This is a genomic window from Saccharopolyspora gloriosae, assembly GCF_014203325.1.
Classification (GTDB): domain Bacteria; phylum Actinomycetota; class Actinomycetes; order Mycobacteriales; family Pseudonocardiaceae; genus Saccharopolyspora_C; species Saccharopolyspora_C gloriosae.
Window position 1 is genome coordinate 3,753,739 of record NZ_JACHIV010000001.1, and the last position, 18,105, is coordinate 3,771,843.

Annotated in this window: 16 protein-coding genes; 10 read left to right on the forward strand and 6 right to left on the reverse strand. The window is 72.0% G+C overall.

Annotated features, from left to right (window positions below; genetic code table 11):
• Positions 1-284 precede the first annotated feature (284 nt).
• Entirely contained in the window at positions 285-1,082 is a 798-nt protein-coding gene (locus BJ969_RS16640) for a thymidylate synthase (RefSeq protein ID WP_184479817.1), read from the forward strand.
• A complete protein-coding gene (locus BJ969_RS16645) occupies positions 1,079-1,537 on the forward strand; it encodes a dihydrofolate reductase (RefSeq protein WP_184479818.1) in 459 nt (152 codons plus the stop codon). Before BJ969_RS16640 ends, BJ969_RS16645 begins: the two co-directional genes overlap by 4 nt.
• Here BJ969_RS16645 and BJ969_RS29820 read toward each other — a convergent pair.
• A complete protein-coding gene (locus BJ969_RS29820; RefSeq protein WP_221315850.1) occupies positions 1,513-1,788 on the reverse strand; it encodes a hypothetical protein in 276 nt (91 codons plus the stop codon). The genes BJ969_RS16645 and BJ969_RS29820 overlap by 25 nt on opposite strands.
• Before the next feature lie 22 nt (positions 1,789-1,810).
• Positions 1,811-2,599 (reverse strand): IclR family transcriptional regulator domain-containing protein, encoded by a 789-nt coding sequence (locus tag BJ969_RS16650; RefSeq protein ID WP_184479819.1) that lies wholly within the window; start codon positions 2,597-2,599, stop codon positions 1,811-1,813.
• 221 nt (positions 2,600-2,820) lie between these two features.
• Here BJ969_RS16650 and BJ969_RS16655 point away from each other — a divergent pair, with 221 nt between their 5' ends.
• The 6 genes from BJ969_RS16655 to BJ969_RS16680 all read left to right on the forward strand — a co-directional run bounded on the left by BJ969_RS16655 (position 2,821) and on the right by BJ969_RS16680 (position 10,619).
• Positions 2,821-3,684 (forward strand): isocitrate lyase/PEP mutase family protein, encoded by an 864-nt coding sequence (locus BJ969_RS16655; protein ID WP_343071447.1) that lies wholly within the window; start codon positions 2,821-2,823, stop codon positions 3,682-3,684.
• A 9-nt stretch (positions 3,685-3,693) separates the two neighbouring features.
• Positions 3,694-4,962 carry a 3-isopropylmalate dehydratase large subunit gene (locus tag BJ969_RS16660; protein ID WP_184479821.1) on the forward strand — a complete coding sequence of 423 codons (1,269 nt, stop codon included), beginning with the start codon at positions 3,694-3,696 and terminating at the stop codon, positions 4,960-4,962.
• Entirely contained in the window at positions 4,959-5,501 is a 543-nt protein-coding gene (locus tag BJ969_RS16665) for a 3-isopropylmalate dehydratase small subunit (protein WP_184479822.1), read from the forward strand. Before BJ969_RS16660 ends, BJ969_RS16665 begins: the two co-directional genes overlap by 4 nt.
• 73 nt (positions 5,502-5,574) lie before the next feature.
• Positions 5,575-6,894 carry an MFS transporter gene (locus BJ969_RS16670; protein ID WP_184479823.1) on the forward strand — a complete coding sequence of 440 codons (1,320 nt, stop codon included), beginning with the start codon at positions 5,575-5,577 and terminating at the stop codon, positions 6,892-6,894.
• 274 nt (positions 6,895-7,168) lie between these two features.
• The gene (locus tag BJ969_RS16675) at positions 7,169-8,836 is read left to right on the forward strand and encodes an FAD-binding protein (RefSeq protein WP_184479824.1); all 1,668 of its coding nucleotides are present in this window, start codon (positions 7,169-7,171) and stop codon (positions 8,834-8,836) included.
• Between the two features lie 211 nt (positions 8,837-9,047).
• Positions 9,048-10,619, forward strand: coding sequence for an AMP-binding protein (locus BJ969_RS16680; RefSeq protein ID WP_184479825.1), 1,572 nt, complete (start codon positions 9,048-9,050; stop codon positions 10,617-10,619).
• A 196-nt stretch (positions 10,620-10,815) separates the two neighbouring features.
• Here the strand turns inward: BJ969_RS16680 and BJ969_RS16685 are convergent, their stop codons facing one another.
• The gene (locus BJ969_RS16685; protein ID WP_184485391.1) at positions 10,816-12,282 is read right to left on the reverse strand and encodes an alpha/beta hydrolase; all 1,467 of its coding nucleotides are present in this window, start codon (positions 12,280-12,282) and stop codon (positions 10,816-10,818) included.
• 379 nt (positions 12,283-12,661) lie between these two features.
• Between BJ969_RS16685 and BJ969_RS16690 the strand changes: the two genes are divergently transcribed.
• Both BJ969_RS16690 and BJ969_RS16695 read left to right on the forward strand, forming a co-directional pair.
• Positions 12,662-13,807 (forward strand): sensor histidine kinase, encoded by a 1,146-nt coding sequence (locus BJ969_RS16690; protein WP_184479826.1) that lies wholly within the window; start codon positions 12,662-12,664, stop codon positions 13,805-13,807.
• Complete coding sequence (locus BJ969_RS16695) at positions 13,804-14,406, forward strand: response regulator transcription factor (RefSeq protein ID WP_184479827.1); 603 nt, start codon at positions 13,804-13,806, stop codon at positions 14,404-14,406. Before BJ969_RS16690 ends, BJ969_RS16695 begins: the two co-directional genes overlap by 4 nt.
• Before the next feature lie 13 nt (positions 14,407-14,419).
• On the opposite strand, the gene BJ969_RS16700 is transcribed toward BJ969_RS16695, so the two are convergent.
• From BJ969_RS16700 to BJ969_RS16710, 3 genes are all read right to left on the reverse strand, one after another.
• Positions 14,420-15,640, reverse strand: a complete 1,221-nt coding sequence (locus BJ969_RS16700; RefSeq protein ID WP_184479828.1) for a cytochrome P450 family protein — start codon at positions 15,638-15,640, stop codon at positions 14,420-14,422.
• Between the two features lie 257 nt (positions 15,641-15,897).
• Positions 15,898-16,893, reverse strand: coding sequence for an aldo/keto reductase (locus BJ969_RS16705; protein WP_184479829.1), 996 nt, complete (start codon positions 16,891-16,893; stop codon positions 15,898-15,900).
• A 441-nt stretch (positions 16,894-17,334) separates the two neighbouring features.
• A complete protein-coding gene (locus tag BJ969_RS16710; RefSeq protein WP_184479830.1) occupies positions 17,335-17,841 on the reverse strand; it encodes a DUF3558 family protein in 507 nt (168 codons plus the stop codon).
• Positions 17,842-18,105 lie beyond the last annotated feature (264 nt).

Genomic DNA, 18,105 nt, shown 5'->3' on the forward strand with positions numbered 1-18,105 from the left:
CGGGCGGGACTCTCGTCGGTGTTGATCCGGACGCTCTCGGGCCAGGTGCGCTCGCGGATCACCTCGGTGCCGACTCCGCTCTGCGCTGGGACATCGGCGACCGGGCGCGCGGGACGGGTCGCCGCCGCACTCCGGCGGCGGGCCGTAGGAGGTGTGGCCTGCCGGCCACCACCGCCTCCCCGATGTCGAACGACATCACCGCGAGCACCGGTCCTCTCCGGGCCGGATCCGCCGCCCCGACCGCCCTACCTCCGCCGATCCGAGCGACGTCTACGCTCGCGGGCATGGTTGATGCGCAGTACGAGGACCTGCTCCGCCACGTGCTCGACACGGGTTCCCGCAAGGACGACCGGACCGGCACCGGCACGCGATCGATCTTCGGCCACCAGCTGCGCTACCGGCTCTCCGACGGCTTCCCGCTGATCACGACGAAGAAGGTCCACTTCCGCTCCGTCGCCTACGAGCTGCTGTGGTTCCTGCGCGGCGACTCGAACGTCGGGTGGCTGCGGGAGAACGGCGTGACGATCTGGGACGAGTGGGCCGCGCCCGACGGCGACCTCGGCCCGATCTACGGCGTGCAGTGGCGGTCCTGGCCGACCCCGGACGGCGAGCACATCGACCAGCTCAGCGAGGTGCTGCGCACGCTGCGCGAGAACCCCGACTCCCGGCGGATCGTCGTGTCCGCGTGGAACGTCGCGGACATCCCGCGGATGGCACTGCCGCCGTGCCACGCGTTCTTCCAGTTCTACGTCGCCGACGGCAAGCTGTCCTGCCAGCTCTACCAGCGCAGCGCGGACCTGTTCCTGGGCGTGCCGTTCAACATCGCCAGCTACGCGCTGCTGACGCACATGATGGCCGCGCAGGCGGGCCTGGAGGTCGGCGACTTCATCTGGACCGGCGGGGACTGCCACATCTACGACAACCACGAGGAGCAGGTGCGCAAGCAGCTCTCCCGCGAGCAGTGGCCCTTCCCCGAGCTGACCTTGCAGCCCGCGGACGGCCTGTTCGATTACACCTACGAGCACTTCGTGGTCGAGGGCTACGACCCGCACCCCGGTATCAAGGCGCCGGTGGCGGTGTGATCGGGCTGATCTGGGCGCAGTCGGCCAACGGCGTCATCGGCCGCGACGGCACGATGCCGTGGCACCTGCCCGAGGACCTCAAGCACTTCCGCTCGGTGACCTCGGGCGCGACCGTGCTGATGGGCCGCCGCACCTGGGAGTCGCTGCCGCCGCGGTTCCGGCCGCTGCCGGGCAGGCGCAACCTTGTGCTCTCGCGCACGCCGCAGGACGGCGCGGAGACCTTCCCCGACCTGCGCGAGGCCCTCGACGCGGCCGACGGGGACGTGTGGATCATCGGCGGCGCGGCCGTCTACGCCGCGGCGCTGCCGTTCGCGGACCGCGTCGTCGTCACCGAGATCCGCGAACTCTTCGAAGGCGACACCCTCGCCCCCGAGATCGACCGCGCCCCCGACTCCACCGGGGACTGGCAGGAATCCACCACCGGCCTCCACTACCGCTTCCTCACCTGGGACTGAAGCCCCGCGATTTCGCGAGAAAATGACGGCACTACCGCCTGCGTTTGATCTTGCCTTTCAGCGTCGTTGTTGGTCGTTGTCTTGTCAGCGGCGAAGCCGCTGAGCAGCGACCACCAGAGCAAAAAGACCACCAGCGGGTTCTCAGCTGCTTCCTCGCGAGGACAGCTTTTTTCCTCGTGGCGGAGCCACTTGGAAAAAAGATCCCGCAGCGAGGAAGCAGCTGAGGTTCCGCCACCCAACCAGCCACTCAAGCCGAGATCAAAACACGGCAAGCTAAACCCGGGCGGCGTTCAGGGTGGTGCTGAGGCGGTTCGCCGCGGCGCGGACCGCTTCGGCCCGGTCGTCACCGGCGGCACCGGTGAAGTCGTCGCTGTGGCCGCCGAGGCTGATCGTGCCGATCAGCGACTCGCCGGAGCCGAGCACGGGAGCGGCCACCGCTGAGACGCCGTGCAGGTAGTCGTTGCGGCTGCGGGCGATCCCTTCCGCTCGCGCCCGGTCGAGGTGTTCGGCGAACTCCGCCGGGTCGACCACGGTCTCGCCGGTGAACGCGGGCAGCGGTTCCCGCAGGACCCGGCGGCGCAGCTCGGAGTCGAACGCGACCATCGCCACGGGTGCCGCGGCGGCGTGGAACGGCAGCACCGATCCGATGGCGACCGCGGCCAGCACCATGGGCTTGCCGCCCTCGACCCGGTCGATGCACACGGCCCCGGCGCCGGAGGGGACCATCAGGAACGCCGTGTCGCCGAAGCGCTCGGCCAGCGCTTCGAGCTCCGGCCGCGCCTCGGTGCGCAGGTCGAACCCGGCGAGCGCGGCGGCGCCGATGGTGAACACCGGCATCCGGACGCGGTAGGCGCCGCTGTGGTCGCGGTGCATCCAGCCCGCTTCGACGAACGAGCTCATCAGCCGGTGCACGGTCGGCTTGTTCAGCCCGCTGGCGGCCGTGAGCTCCGCGAGCGTGATCACCGGCCGCTGCGCGCTGAAGTGGCCGAGCAGCTGGCAGGCGCGCAGCACCGAGCCGACGGTCTCCCGCCCGGCGCCGTCTTCGGCAGCCTCTTGTCCCACCGTCACCTCACCCGTCGCGTCCGTGGCGTACCAGGCTAGCGAGTCCTCGCCGCCCGGTACTCGATCAGTGTCCCGCTGGTGGCCGAGCCGCCACCTCGTCCGGCGCGCGGGGCGTGGACGGGCCGTCACCAGCCCCGCGGTGCCGATTGCTTGACATGGCCCGCCCCCTCCCGCACAGTTTCGTAACGCGTTTCGGATCACGATACACAAGGGAGTGGTCAGTGGATCTGCGCGAGATGATCAACGAAGGACTCGTCCAGGCACCCGGTGTCTGGGACGGGCTCACCGCACGGCTGGCGGAGCAGGCGGGATTCCCGGCGCTGTGCGCGTCCGGGTTCGCGATCTCCGCGGCGCTGGGCTACCCGGACGCCGAGCTCTACACGATGTCGGAGAACCTGCAGGCCGTCCGCACGATCCGCGAGGCCAGCCCGCTGCCCGTCATCGCCGACATCGACACCGGCTACGGCAACGCCGTCAACGCCGCCCGGACCGCGCGCCGGTTCGCCGACGCCGGGGTCGCCGCCGTGTTCATGGAGGACCAGCGCTCCCCGAAGCGCTGCCCGCTCATCCCCGGAGCCGAGCTCGAACTGCTCGACCTGCCCGAGGCCACCGGCAAGATCCGCGCGGTGCGCGACGCGGCGGCGGCCACGGGGATGCTCGTGATCGCCCGCACCGACGCCAAGGGCGACGAGGCGCTGCGCCGCGCCGAGGCCTACGCGGCGGCGGGCGCGGACCTGATCATGCCGGTCACCAAGACGTTCACCAGCACCGAGGAATGGCGGCGCTGCCACGAGGTCGCCGGCGTCCCGCTGATGGCGACGCTGACCGCCTCGGCGTGGACCGAGCGGGAGTTCACCCCCGAGGTGATGGAGCAGATCGGCGTCCGTATCGCGCTGCTGCCCACCCAGGTGCTGATGGCGGTGACCGGCGCCGCTCAGGAATCCCTGCGCCGGCTCGCCGCCGGTGAACCCCCGGCGCAGGTCAGCGCCGACGCCACCGCGCACCACGACTTCGTCGAGCTCATCGGCATGCCGGAGATCGAGCGCCAGCAGCGCTCGTACCTGCCCGCCGCCGAAACGGCCTGAAGGAGCGCCATGCCGAGCACGATCACCGAGAAGATCCTGGCCAGGGCCGCGGGCGTCGCCTCCGTGAAAGCGGGCGAGAACCTGCCGGTGCGGCCGGACCACATGATCGCCTACGACTTCCCCGGCTACACCGACGTGATGTTCCGGCAGATGCACGACGACTTCGGCATCCGCGAGCTCGCCGAGCCGGAGCGCTACCTCGTGTTCATCGACCACATGCTCACCAAGGGCACCGACAAGGAGCAGGAGGTCCACCAGGTCACCCGCGACTGGTGCGAGTTCTACGGCATCCCGCTGCACGAGGCCCAGGGCATCGGGCACCAGGTGATGGCCGAGCTCGGCTACGCGCTGCCGGGCAACTTCCTGATCCACTTCGACGGCCACATCTCCGGCGCGGGCGCGTTCGGCGCGCTGGGCTGGGGCGTGCGCCGGGACCTGCTGGAGGCGTGGGTCTCCGGGCGGATCCACCTCGACGTCCCCCGCACCACCCGCTTCGAGCTGACCGGCGAGTTCGCCCCCGGCGTGGACAGCAGGGACCTGGTGCACCACATCATCGGCGAGTTCGGCGCCGACGGGTGCGCGCACCAGGTGATGGAGTTCGCCGGGCCGGGCGCGCGGTCGATGTCCATCGACCGCAGGCAGGGCCTGTGCGGGATGGCGATGTTCACCGGCGCGGTGTCGGCGGTGTTCGAGCCCGACGAGGCCGCGCTGTCCTACGCGCGGCGGGTCGCGGCGGCGGACTTCACCCCGCAGCTGCCCGATCCCGGCGCCGAGTACGCGGCCGTGCACACCATCGACCTCTCGGCGCTGCGCCCGCAGGTGGTGCTGCCCGGTTCGGCCCGCTCCGCCAACACCCGCGGCGCCGCAGAGCTGTCCGGCACTCCCGTCACCAAGGCGTTCATCGGTTCCTGCGCCAGCGGGCGGATCGAGGACATCCGGGCCGCGGCCCTGGTCCTGGACGGGCGGCAGGTCGGTCCGGGCGTGGAGCTCAACGTGGTGCCGACCTCCGACGCCGTGCACCGGCAGGCCGAGGCCGAGGGGCTGCTCGACGTGCTGCGGGCCGCGGGTGCGCAGATCGCCCGCTCCAGCTGCGACTTCTGCTTCGGCTACCAGAAACCGCTGCAAGCCGACGAGAACTGCATCTCCACCGGCGTGCTCAACATCTCCGGCCGGATGGGCAGCACCGAGGCGAACATCTACATGGGTTCGGCCTACACGGTCGCGGCGAGCGCCGTCGCGGGCACCATCACCTCGGCGGAGGAGGTGACGCGGGCATGAGCGCCGCGCGCGACTACCCGCCGCCGCCGGACGTCATCCGCGGCCGGGTGGCCTGGGTGTTCGGCGACGACTTCGACATCGACCTGGTGATCGGCGTCGAGAACATCAAGTCCTACGACGCGGATTTCCTGCGCGGCAAGGTGATGCGGGCCTACGACCCGGATTTCGCCGACCGCGTGCGGCCGGGCGACGTGATCGTGGGCGGCCGGAACTTCGGCTACGGGCACCCGCACTACCCGCCGATGGTCGCGCTGCGCGACTTGGGCATCGCGGCGGTCCTGGCGGAGTCCTTCTCCCCCGGTTTCTGGCGCGGCGAGACCTACAACGGCATGCCGCTGCTGACGGTGCCGGGCATCAGCACGGCGGTCGGCACCGGCGACGACGTGGCGGTCGAGTGGCGGCGGGCCGTGGTCCGCTCCGGCGGCACCGAGCTGCACGGCGAGCCGCCCAGCGACCGGGCGCGGCGGGTGATCGAGGCGGGCGGTTCGCTGAAGCTCCTGCTCGCCGAGCACGCCGCCGATTCCGGCCCGCCGCGCTGAGGGCTCGCGCCGACCACCACCTCACCGGCGACCCGTTCCGCCGACCCGATCAACGATGATCAGGAGCTCCACCATGCCCGACACGACCTCACCCGCCGGTGCGGCGACGACGACCGGGACGAACCCGGCGATGGCCCGCCGCGCCGCCATGGCGGGCGGCGTCGGCACGCTGATCGAGTACTACGACTTCAGCGTCTACGCCTTCCTCGCCGTGACGATCGGCCCGCTGTTCTTCCCCAGCGGCCAGCCCGCCGTGTCGCTGCTGCTCACGCTGGCGGTGTTCGGTTCCGCGTACGTGATGCGGCCGATCGGCGGCTGGTTCTTCGGGCGGCTCGGCGACCGCCGCGGCCGGCGGCACGCGCTGGTCGTGACGGTCGTGGCGATGGGCGTGTGCTGCGGGCTGCTGGGCATCCTGCCGACGTACTCCGCGGTCGGCGTGCTCGCGCCGGTGCTGCTGGTGCTGATCCGGCTGGCGCAGGGGTTCTCGGCGGGCGGCGAGATCGGCGGCGCGGCGACCTACGTCGCGGAGTCCGCCCCGCCCCGGCGGCGCGGGCTCTACGGCTCGGTCACGGCGCTCGGCTCGACCTTCGGCTTCGCGCTGTCGGCGGCGATCGTGGGCCTGGTCAGCACGCTGACCACCGACGAGCAGATGGCCGCGTGGGGGTGGCGGATCCCGTTCCTGATCTCCATCCCGCTGGCGGTGCTGTGCCTGTGGGTGCGGGTCCGGCTGGAGGACACCGCGGAGTTCGCCGAGATGGCCGACAAGCAGGAAGTCGTGCGCAGTCCGCTGCTGCAGGTCGTCAAGGAGCGCCCGGGCGCGGTGCTGCGGGTCATCGGCATCGCGATCGCGATGAACGGCAGCGGCTACATCGGCCTGACCTACTTCAACGTCTACCTGATCAACGATCTCGGTTTCGAGGAGCAGGCGGTGTACTGGACCTCGGCGATCGGCATCGCGCTCGCCTGCGTGACGTACCCGATCGCCGGTGCGCTCTCGGACCGGTTCGGGCGCAGGCCGGTGCTGATCACCGCGTACGTCGGCTACCTGGTCATCGCCTGGCCCGCCTTCGCGGTGCTCGGGGCGACGTCGAGCATCGTCGTCGTCGGGCTCGTCTACGTCGTCTACATGTCGTTCAACGGCTTCGCGCAGGTCCCGGCGTTCCCCCAGTTCACCGAGCTGTTCCCGCGACGCGTGCGCTACACCGGCGTGGCGCTGGGCTTCAACGTCGGCACGATCATCGCCGGGGGCAGCGCGCCCTACATCGCCGCGCAGCTCGTGCAGAGCACCGGGGACCCGATGGCTCCGGCGTTCTGGGTGATGGGCGTCGCGGTGGTCGGTCTCGTGACGGTGCTGACCATGCGGGAGACCAGCCGCGAACGGCTGCCGGTGTGACCGCTTAGGAATTCTTTCAGATTGACCTGCGTAGCTGGTTGCTCAGCGGAACCTCAGCGGCTTCCTCGCTGCGGGATCAATTTTTCGAGTGGCTCCGCCACACGCAAAATTGCTGTCCTCGCGAGGAAGCCGCTGAGAACCCGCCGGTGGTCGGCTTGCTCAAGCCGGTCACTGCTCAGCGGCTTCGCCGCTGACAGGACAACGACCAGAAGATCACGCTGCAAAGGCCCCTCAGCACAGGAATTCGACCGCAGTTTCCGAGAGGAGATCGACCGTGCTCGATCCGATCCGCCGCACACCTGCGGAGGCTCCGTCCGCCGCGCCGGACGCCGACGTGGTGGTGGACCGGGAGGTGGACTTCCTCTGCATCGGTGGTGGGCTCGGCGGGCTCGCCGCGGCGGTGCGGGCGGCCGAGCTCGGCGGCGAGGTCCTCGTCGCCGAGCGGTCCGAGTTCGTGGGCGGCGTCGCGGCCTACAGCGGCGGGTTCGTCTGGGTCGGCGGGAATCCCCTGCAGTCACCGCAGGACGCCCCGATCGACGCGGTCGAGTCCTATTTGGACCACGTCCAGGGCGACCGCCCGGTGGACCGCGCGGCCCGGCGCGACTACCTCCACGACGCCCGGGAGGCGACCGCGTGGTTCGCGTCGGCGGGCGTGCCGCTGCGGACCATCCCGGGAGCTCCGGACCTCTACTACCCCGCGCCCGGTTCGACGGCCGAAGGGCGGTTGTTCGAGTGCGTCGTCGACGGCCGGGAGCTCGGCCCGTGGCGGGAGCACCTGCGGCCGGGGCCGTACTACGACGTGGGCGTCAGCCGCACCGAGCAGTACGCCGATTCGCGCCGCGACGAGCGGGACGCGGACCGCTTGACCCACGGGGTCGGGCTCGCCGCCGCGTTCGTCCGGGAGGCGCTGGTGCGCCGGGGCGTCGAGTGCCTGCTGGAGTCCAGGGCGCGCGAGCTGCTGCTCGACGGCACGACCGTCGTCGGCGCCGTGCTCGACGGGCCGCACGGGCAGGTGCGGGTCCGGGCCCGCGGCGGCGTGCTGATCGCGGCGGGCGGCTACGGCGGCTCTCCGCAGGGCGCGGAACTGGAGGACCTGCCGGAACTCGTCGAGAGCGCGCCTCCGGTGGTCGACGGCGATTCGATCGCGCTCGCCGAGCAGACGGGAGCGGGCCTGGTCCGGGGCGCCGACCCGTTCTTCAGCGTCGGGTACGCGTTCCCCGGCGAGGTCCACCCCGGCACGGACGTCCCGCTGGTGCGACCGCTGCTGACGCACCTCGGCTCGCCGCACTCGCTGATCGTGAACCGGGACGGGCGCCGGTTCGGCGACGAGAGCTACTACGGCGCGTTGATCAGCGCGCTGCGCCGCTTCGACGCCCGGCAGCGCCGGTGGGCGAACGTGCCGTGCTGGTTCGTCGTCGACGACGAGTTCCGCCGCCGCTACGGCATAGGCCCGCACGCGCCGGGCGCGCCGTGGCCGAGCTCGATCCCGCGCGCCGACGACCTCCGCGAGCTGGCCGGGCTGATCGGCGTCGACGAGAACGGGCTGGAGCGGACCGTCGCCGAGTTCAACCGGGCCGCCGACCTCGGCGAGGATCCCGAGTTCGGCCGGGGTTCGCTGCCGTTCGTGCGGCGGACCTACGGCGACCCGGCCCACGGGCCGAACCCCTGCCTGGGCGCGCTGCGGACACCTCCGTTCCACGCCCTCGAACTGTCCCTGGTCGGGTTCGGCATGGGCACGCTCGGCCTGCGGATCGATCGGGACGCCCGGGTGCTCCGGCGCGACGGTTCCCCGGTCGACGGGCTCTACGCGACGGGCAACGCCGCGGCCACCCGCGAGCTGCGCGGGTACGTCACCGGGCTGGCCAACGCCCGCAACTACACCTACGCCTACCGCGCGGCCGGGCACGCCTCCGGCCGCCGCGCCGTCCCTGAGAGCCCGTGATCTCGCGCCCCGAGCTGCTCAGCGGTGCAGCCGCTGAGCAGTGACCGGCTCGACGAAGCCGACCACCGGCGGGTCCTAAGCGACTTCCCCGCGAGGACGGCGAATCCACAGTGGACATGCACGAAAACGCGCCCCTGCGCAGTGGAATCCGCAGAGCTTCCGCCCCACCAGCTACCCGCACCGAGCTCGCAGCAGAGATTCGAGGAGTCCCATGGCGATCCGCAGCCCGTACCCCGACGTCGACGTCCCGGACGTCTCGCTGACCGAGTTCCTGTTCGGGGCGGGCCCCGGGGACCACGCCGACAAGACCGCGCTCGTCGACGGCACGACCGGCACCGCGATGACGTTCGGCGACCTGCACACCGCCGTGCACGGCGTCGCCGCCGGACTGCACGCTCGCGGTGCCCGCACCGGAGACGTGATCGGACTGGTCGGGGCGAACTCCCCGGAGTGGGTGCTGGCCTTCCACGGCGCGCTGCGCGCCAACGCCACCGTGACGACGGCGAACCCGCTCTACACGGCCGGGGAGCTGGCGAACCAGTTCGCCGACTCGGGCGCCCGGTTCGTCATCACGGCGGCGGCACTGCGGGACAAGGTGGTGGCGGCCGCGGCGAAGGCCGGGATCGACCCGGACGCGGTGTTCACCCTCGAACCCGCCGACGGGCACTGCGACCTCGCCGAGCTCGCGGCGGAGCGCGGCGCGCCGCCCGCGCCGGTCACCGGCGGCGGTGGCACGGCGGTGCTGCCGTACTCCTCGGGCACCACCGGCCGGGCCAAGGGCGTGGTGCTGATCCACCGCAACCTCGTCGCCAACGTCCTGCAGTTCGACCGGATGGTGTCCTCGACCAGGGGCAGCGCTCAGCTGGCCGTGCTGCCGCTGTTCCACATCTACGGCATGACCGTGCTGATGAACCACTGCCTGCACACCCGCGCGCCGCTGACCACGATGCCGCGCTTCGAGCTCGCCGAGATGCTGCGCCTGGTGCGCGAGCACCGGGTCCGCAAGCTCTACGTCGCGCCGCCCACGGTGCTCGCGCTGGCCAAGGACGAGCTCGTCGACTCCTACGACCTGTCCAGCCTGGAGATCGTCTTCTCCGGCGCCGCGCCGCTGGACGGGGAGCTCGGCAAGGCGCTCACCGAACGGCTGGGGTGCGCGGTCGTGCAGGGCTACGGGATGACCGAGATGTCCCCGGTGTCGCACGCGGTCCCCGAGGACCGGCTGGACCTCGACCCGGCGAGCTGCGGTGTCCCGCTGCCCGGAGTCGAGTGCCGCCTGGTGGACCCGGCGACGGGCGCGGACGTCGGGCCCGGCGAGCGCGGTGAGCTGTGGGTGCGCGGCCCGAACGTCATGTCCGGCTACCTGAACAACGCCGCGGCCACCGCGGAGACCCTCGACGCGGACGGCTACCTGCACACCGGCGACGTCGCGACGATCACCGCCGACGGCGTGCTCACGATCGTCGACCGCGTCAAGGAGTTGATCAAGTACAAGGGCTACCAGGTGCCGCCCGCCGAGCTGGAGGCGTTGCTGCTCACCCACCCGGCCGTCGACGACGCGGCGGTGATCGGCATCCGCGACGACCACGGCGAGGAGGTGCCGAAGGCGTTCGTCGTGCGACGCGCCGGGAGCGAGCTCTCCCCCGACGCGGTCCTCGCCTACGTGGCCGAGCGGATCGCCCCGCACAAGAAGGTCCGCGCCGTCGAATTCGTCGACGTGATCCCGAAATCCGCCGCCGGCAAGATCCTCCGCAACCAACTCCGCACCCGTCCCCCGCGGGAGTGATCGGCGTCGGCGGTCACCCGCGAGGTGCGGTCGTCCTCCTGGTCTGCCGCGGAGCGGTGGTCGGACGCCGAGAGCCGATCCCCGGCGGGTTCGCGGCGGCTTCCGCGAGCGGGCAGCGATTTCGCCGATATACCTGAGAAATCGCCGCCGCACACAACCAAGGGACGCCGAGGAAGCCGCACGCCGCGACGAGCCTTCAGCGGGGCTGCGCCGCGCAGGTGGTGTCCTCCGGCCGCTCACCCGTGACCAGGAACTCCGTCACCGCGTCGTTCGCGCAGCGGTTGGCGCCGACCGCGTAGACGCCGTGACCGCCCTCCTCGACGGTCACCATCCGGGCGCGCTCGCCGAGCGCCGACCGCAGTTCGCGCGCGCCGCTCAACGGCGTCCCCGGGTCGCGCTCGTTCTGCACCATGAGCACGTTCGACGGGCCGCCGTCGGTGATCGCCACCTTCGGCTCGACCGGGTCCGTCGCCCAGAACGCGCAGGCCGCGATGTTCGCCGAGGCAGCGCCGATCAGCGGGTACCGCTCCCGGTCGACCGCTACGTCCCGCTGGTAGCTCTGCACCGAACGCGGCCAGGCCGAGTCGCCGCAGAGCACGGCGAAGCGGGCCGCCGGGACGTTGTCCGACACCGGCGGCTCACCGCCCGGCACCTCGGGTTCCTCGCCCCGGTCCAGGGACCGCCACGCCCGCGCCAGCGCACCCATGTCCGAGCCGTACAGCGAGGAGAACGTCATGCCGCGGAAGATCGAGCCGGTGTAGGCCGCGACCGGTTCGCGGTCCAGGCGGGCGGCGAGCTCGTGGTACTTCGCGGTCACCTCGTCCGGTGTGGTGCCCAGCCCGTGTTCGGGGTGCCGGGCGGCGAACTCCGCGAAGTCCGGGAACCGCTCCTGCATGCCGCGGCCGAAGGCCCGCATCGCCTCGATGCCGTAGCCGCCCGGACCGAGGTTGCTGTCCAGCACGATCCGGTCGCCGCGCTCGGGGAACAACGTCGCGTAGACCGCGCCCAGGTAGCTGCCGTAGGAGGCGCCGAGGTAGGACGCCGTGGGCTCCCCCAGCGCCGCGCGGATCCGGTCCATGTCGCGGGCGGTGTTCGCCGTGGTGGTGTGCGGCAGCATCGCGCCGGTCTCGGCTTCCGCGCACTGGCGGGCCTCCGCTTTCGCGACCTCCGCCTGCCGCACCACGTCGGCCGGGTCGTTCGCGTAGGGCAGGTTCCCGATGGCCAGCTGCTCCGGCGTCAGGTCGCACGTCACGGGCGTGCTATGACCGACTCCGCGCGGGTCGAACCCGATCACGTCGTACCGGTCGCGCACGCTGCGCGGCAGCGGCGAGGGCAGCGCCGTGCTCGTGAGCAGCTGCGGGTAGTCCAGCCCGCTGCCGCCGGGCCCGCCCGGGTTCGTGAACAGCACACCGCGCCGCTGCTCGGGATTCGTGCTGGGCAGGCGCGAGATCGCGAGCTCGATGGTGGGGCCTCCGGGGTCCCGGTGGTCCAGCGGGACCCGCAGCGTCGTGCACTCCAGATCCGGTGTCGGAACGGGCGTTTCCGGGCAGGGGCCCCAGTTCAGCTCATCGGTGGCCGGTGCCGCGGACAGCGCCGGGACCACCACCGAGGTCGTCGCGGCGAGGGCGGCGCCGAGGGCCACCGGCAGCAGGAACCTGCGCATCGAACTCCTTCTCGCGTGCATCGTCCGGTCGCGGTCGGCGACGCGGGTCCCGCCGGTCATCGCGGAGACGCCTCGGCAGCCGTGGCCGAGGCGTGCTCGCACGGCCGGAGAGAGCGGGGCGCGTCCGCCGACCTGGTTCGCAGGGCGGCCGGTCGATGCCTGGGTGCGGGCAGGGCCCAGGGAGCGAGGCCGAGGGCGACGAGGACCGGTGTCGTGGGCATGTCCCGATCTCATCGCGATCCGGGGCCGCTCAGTAGTGCGGCCGCGTCACCACCGCACCGTGACGTGGCCGCCCCCGCGGACCTGACGTGGTGTCACTGGTGGCGTCGCCGACCGGTGCGGCATGCTCGGCGAGAACCACCGCCCGAACCGGAGGACCATGACCGACACCCGCCCCGCGGGCCGCCCGAGCTGGACCGGTGGCGCGCTGCAGAAGCGGCTGCGCACGCTCAACCTGATCACGACGGTGCCGCCGGTCGCGATCGCCGGCGTGGCCTCGCTGGTGCTCACGGCCCAAACCTGGGCGCACGTCGTGATCCAGGCCGTGGGAGTCGCGGCGGCCGTGGCGACCGCCGAGCGCTGGACGGCGGGCGACTTCCTCCGCGTCGCCCGGCCCTGCCTGGTCGTGACCGCGGCGGTGTGGCTCGCCGGGGCGCTCACCGACGCCTACGGCGCGGCCTACGGGGTCTGCCTCGTGGGCGCGTTCCTGATCCCGCCGCTGCGCCGCCACCGGCTCGCGGCGCTGCTCGGGTTGACCGCCTTCGTCGCCGCGCTGGGTGCGGCGAACCTGCTCGTCCACGGCGACGACACCGGCGCCCGGCTCTTCCAGTACGTCGTGGTGCCCGCCCTGACCCTGCCGGTGGGGACCGCTTTCGTGTTCCTCAACCAGCGCTTCTACGACCTGATCGCCGAAGTGGAGCAGTCGAGGGAGCGGGACGCCGAACTGGCCGTGATGCGCGAGCGCATGCGCTTCGCCGGGGACCTGCACGACATCCAGGGCCACACGCTGCACGTGGTGAAGCTGAAGGTCGCGCTCGCCGAGAAGCTGCTGGACGTCGACACCGGCCGGGTGCGGGAGGAACTGCGGGAGGTGCACACCCTGGTCGGCGACACCATCGTGCAGACCAAGGAACTCGCGCACGCCCAGCGGCGGCTGAACCTGTCCGCGGAGCTGGAGAACGCGAAGAACCTCTTCGAGGCGGCGGGGATTCGGGTGCGCGTCGAACGCGAAGCCGACGCGCACCCGCGCATCGGCGAGCTGCTCGGCCAGGTCCTGCGCGAGACCACGACGAACATCCTGCGCCACGCCCAGGCAGGCCAGGTCCGGATCACGCTGTCGGTCACCGGCATCACCATCGTCAACGACGGCGCGGCGGAGTCCGGTCCGCCGGAGCTGAGCGGGCTCGCCGCGCTGCGCGAGCGCGTCGCCGATCACGGCGGCGAGCTGGAGGTGTCGCGGCGGGACGGCCGGTTCCGCACCGCGGCGGCCTTCCGCGACCTGCCGGACCGGGAGGAGACCCGATGACCACGGTGGTGCTCGCCGACGACGAGGCGCTGCTGCGCAAGGCGCTCTCCGCCCTGCTACCCCTGGAAGGCGAGATCACGGTGCTCGCCGAAGCCGAGGACGGCCGGGCCGCGGTCACCGCCACCCTGCGGCACGAGCCGGACGTGCTCGTGATCGACCTGGAGATGCCGCGGGTCGACGGCCTCGGCGCCGTCGCCGAGATCCGCCGGGAACGACCGGGACAGGTGATCCTCATGCTCACCCGGCACGCGCGGCCCGGCGTGCTGCGCCGCGCGTTGAAGCTCGGCGTCCAGGGCTTCGTCAGCAAATCCGCGGAACCCGCGCACATCACGTCGGTGATCAAGGCGCTGCACGCGGGCAAGCGCTGGATCGACCCCGACGTCTCCGCGCTCGCGGTAGTCGACGACTGCCCGCTCACCGAACGCGAACTCGACGTCCTGCGCGCGACCCGCGACGGCTTCTCGGCCGCCGAGATCGCCGCACGCCTGCACCTCGCGGAAGGCACCGTCCGCAACTACCTGTCGAGCGCCCTGCAGAAGACCCAGACCCGAACCCGCCACGAAGCAGCCCGCTACGCCCGCGAACACGACTGGCTGTAGTGACGACCGCTGATCACAGTCCTAAATAGACTGGGAGTTCGGCGTGGCCGTTGGAGATGAAGGAGGGGTAGGGGCGGAGCTCGGCCGCCGGGACCGCGAGCGACAGGTTCGGGTAGCGGTCGAACAGGGCCGGTAGTGCGAGCGCCGATTCCAGGCGGGCCAGCGACGAGCCGAGGCAGAAGTGCGTGCCGTGACCGAAGGTCAGGTGTTCCTTGTCCTCGCGGGTGATGTCGAAGCGATCGGCGTCCTGGTGCGCTCGCGGGCACCGGTTGGCGCTGCCGAAGGCCGCCAGGATCGGGTCGCCCGCGCGGATCGTCACGTCCCCGACCGCGATGTCCTCGACGGCGTAGCGCAGCGGCATCACCGAGACGGGCGGCTGCCAGCGCAGCGCTTCCTCGATCGCGTCGTCCCAGCCGCGCTCGCCGGACCGGACCTGCGCGAGCTGGTCGGGGTGGGTGAGCAGGGCCGTGATCGCGTGGTCGAGGTGGTTCGCGGTCGTCTCGTGCCCGGCGCCGATGAGCAGGAGCAGGGTCTGGATCAGCTCCTCCTCGGAGAGAAGGGAGTGCTGCTCGTCGCGGAGGGTGAGCAGCGCGCTGGTGAGATCGTCGCCGGGGTCGCGGCGGCGCTCGGCGATGAGCTCCAGGAACAGGTTCCGCCCGGCGTCGAACGCGGCGGCGGCAGCACCGGGTTCGGCCGTGGTGGACACCAGGACGTCGGTGAGGTACCGCAGCTGCGCGCGCGGACCGCCTTCGGGGACGCCGACCAGCTGGCAGATCACCTCGATGGGCAGCGGATAGCAGAACCGCGCGCGGAGGTCGACGACGTCGGCGCCGTCCTCGGCGAGCTCGTCGAGGAGTTCTTCGACGACCCGCCCGATCCACGGGCGCATCGCCTCGACCCGGCGAGCCGTGAAGGCCTGCGAGACCAGCGAGCGCAACCGCCGGTGCTCCGAACCGTACGCGTTGAGCATGTCCTGCCGGGCGATCCACGCCATCAGCGGCCAGTCCGCGGAGACCTCCCCGTTGATCCAAGCGGGCCAGTGCCGATTCGGGTCCTTCGACACCCTCGGGTCGGTCAGCAACCGCCGCAACGTCGCCGGATCGGAGACGGACCAGGCGACGACCTCCCCCGGTAGCACCACCTGCGCGACCGGGCCGCGCTCGCGCACGCGCGCGGCCTCGGCGTGGATGTCGGTCGCGTCCGGATCGAGGACGTACGGCTCGGGCGTCTGCATCGGCGGCCCCTCTCGTCACGGCGAGTGATCGGCGGTGCTCCCCACTGTCTTGCGATTCGAGCCCGGCCGTCAGCCACCGAACAGGTCGCCTCGCCACTTCACGCGTACGGCGGATCGCCCACCCCGAACCGAACGCCGCGAGCTGCCGACGAGGCCGTAGGCGTGCGCTCTCGCCGGACCCGGTCGCGCGGTCCGCGACGCGAGGCACCGCCGAGGTGCGCGAGCCGCCACGCGTCGAAGACCTGCGGACGGAGCGCTCAGCCGCGCCGGACGCCTTCGACTGCTCCGGGGGCGAGGGTCGGGGTGGTCACGGGGGCATCGCCCAGCGCGTCGTCCACGGCCGCGAGCACGTCCGGGGAGAGCTCCACCCCGGAGGCCGCGGTGTTCGCCCAGACCTGCTCCGGCCGGGAGGCGCCGACGATGGCGGCGGCGACCTCACCGCGGCGCAGCACCCACGCCAGGGCCAACGTCGTGAGGTCCAGCCCGGCCCCGTCCGCGATGGGCGCCAAGCGGTCGACGGCGGCCAGCGCCACGGTCTCGTCGAAGATCGCCGTCATCGCCCGCGAGCCCTGCGCGTCGACTCGGCGGCTGCCCTCCGGCGGCGGCGTGCCGGGTCGGTACTTGCCGGTGAGCATGCCCTGCGCCAGCGGGGACCAGACGATCTGCGCGATGTCGTTCTCGGCGCACAGGCCGAAAAGTTCGGCTTCCGGCGCCTGCCACAGCATCGAGTACTGCGGTTGCGAGGACGCGAACAGCTCCGGCCCGGCGAGATCGATCGCCGCCCGGATCTGCTCCGGCGTCCACTCGCTGAAACCGAGGTGGCGGGCCTTGCCCTGCTCCACGACGCGCTGCAGCGCGGTGATCGTTTCCTCGATCGGGACCTCCGGGTCGAACCGGTGGGCCTGGTAGAGGTCGACGTGGTCGGTGCGCAGGCGGGTCAGCGATGCGTCGATCTGCTGGGCGATCTTGGGCGCGGACAGGCCCCGTCCGGTCTCCGGCATGGCGCCCCAGACCTTGGTGGCCAGCAGGTAGGAATCCCTCGGGTGGCGCGAGAGGATCTCCCCCCAGGCCAGTTCCGCGGCGCCGTTGCCGTAGATGTTGGCGGTGTCGAACAGGGTGATGCCCGCGTCGAGCGCTGCCTCGGTGACCGCCCGGTTGGCTTCCAGGTCGGTGTCGTCGTCGAAGAACATCCAGGAACCGAGGGCGATCTCGGAGACTTCCAGGCCGGACGAGCCGAGCTCGCGGTACCGCATGCGGTCGTTCCTTTCCGGCGGGGCCGCCGACTCGTCCGTGCCGATCACCGGGTGCGGGACCGACGGGACGATTCGGCCGGGTGCCGCCGGTAGCGTGACGCCTGCTCCTCGATGGCCGATCCAGGCCGGTGGCGATCGGGGATGAACAAGGTACACGCTAGCCGCAGCGGCCCACCTGCGTGCGAATCAGTGCAGAAGTGCCACCGATCCCGAATGGTCACCCACACGCCCACGAACAGGTTGCGGGAGGAGTGCGCGCACTTTCACCGCCTGACAGCTCGGCCACCACGGAGCCGCAGGGCGAAGAGTCGGTGCACGCACTCCTCCCGCAACCGCGCCACCTTCCGCTCGACACCGCCGCCGTCCCAGCGCGCGCCCGTCCGGCGGGACGGTGATCCGCAGCGCGCCGGGGTGCGGTTCAGTCGTTGTGGAGCGGGGCGATCACTCCGCCGCGGGCCAGGAGGGGACGGCTGCGTCGAGGGCTCGTTGAGCGAGGGCGCAGGGGTCCGCGGTGGCCCCACTGGGGATCTTGGCCTTGGCCGAGACGGCCTGCTCGGCGTTGGCGGCCACGACCAGTTCGCACTTGCCGTCGGCCTTCGGGTCGCCGGAGTTGGCGCGGACCGCGGGGTGCTCGCCGACGGTCAGCTCGCCGAAGTCGGAGTACTTCGCGGCCTCGTCGCGGAAGTCCTGCACGGAGCGCTCCGGCTCCACGCCGACCGCGAGCTCCACGCCACCGCCCGCGGACTTCCAGGTGCAGCCGTCGGTGGTCTCCTCGCCCGCCTCGTGGAAACCCAGCTCGTGGATCGTCTGGGAGGGCACCAGGTCGCACGGGGACTCGTTGCTCGGGTCCTTCGGGGACGCCACCTGCTCGCCCTGGCCGCAGGCGGCCAGCGACGCCGCGACGGCGAGGCCGACCAACCCGAGCCGTGCCGCTCCGAAGCGGGTCATCGCAACCTTCTCGTTCACACTCATCACGCCTGCCGTTGATCCGGTCCGGATCGGGTCGATCCGGAGAACTCGCGCCCTCCCCGCTGGACGCGCTGCATGATGCCCCGCGCACCCCGCCGAAACCCCGCCGTGGCGAGAACCCGCCGACTTCTGAGGCCGCCCGGACGCGGAATCCGCAGTGGGTTTGTTCACCCGTCCGCGATGGGCACCCGGTAGCGACGAGGTCAGCTCCACGCGATCCGCCGCGGCCGTTCGCCGGGAGTC

Coding starts and splice junctions, on each gene's coding strand:
- BJ969_RS16700 (WP_184479828.1), bottom strand. CDS start 15,640: ATGCAGACGCCCGAGCCGTACGTCCTCGATCCGGACGCGACCGACATC.
- BJ969_RS16670 (WP_184479823.1), top strand. CDS start 5,575: ATGCCCGACACGACCTCACCCGCCGGTGCGGCGACGACGACCGGGACG.
- BJ969_RS16680 (WP_184479825.1), top strand. CDS start 9,048: ATGGCGATCCGCAGCCCGTACCCCGACGTCGACGTCCCGGACGTCTCG.
- BJ969_RS16640 (WP_184479817.1), top strand. CDS start 285: ATGGTTGATGCGCAGTACGAGGACCTGCTCCGCCACGTGCTCGACACG.
- BJ969_RS16685 (WP_184485391.1), bottom strand. CDS start 12,282: ATGCGCAGGTTCCTGCTGCCGGTGGCCCTCGGCGCCGCCCTCGCCGCG.
- BJ969_RS16665 (WP_184479822.1), top strand. CDS start 4,959: ATGAGCGCCGCGCGCGACTACCCGCCGCCGCCGGACGTCATCCGCGGC.
- BJ969_RS16660 (WP_184479821.1), top strand. CDS start 3,694: ATGCCGAGCACGATCACCGAGAAGATCCTGGCCAGGGCCGCGGGCGTC.
- BJ969_RS16695 (WP_184479827.1), top strand. CDS start 13,804: ATGACCACGGTGGTGCTCGCCGACGACGAGGCGCTGCTGCGCAAGGCG.
- BJ969_RS16690 (WP_184479826.1), top strand. CDS start 12,662: ATGACCGACACCCGCCCCGCGGGCCGCCCGAGCTGGACCGGTGGCGCG.
- BJ969_RS16705 (WP_184479829.1), bottom strand. CDS start 16,893: ATGCGGTACCGCGAGCTCGGCTCGTCCGGCCTGGAAGTCTCCGAGATC.
- BJ969_RS16710 (WP_184479830.1), bottom strand. CDS start 17,841: ATGACCCGCTTCGGAGCGGCACGGCTCGGGTTGGTCGGCCTCGCCGTC.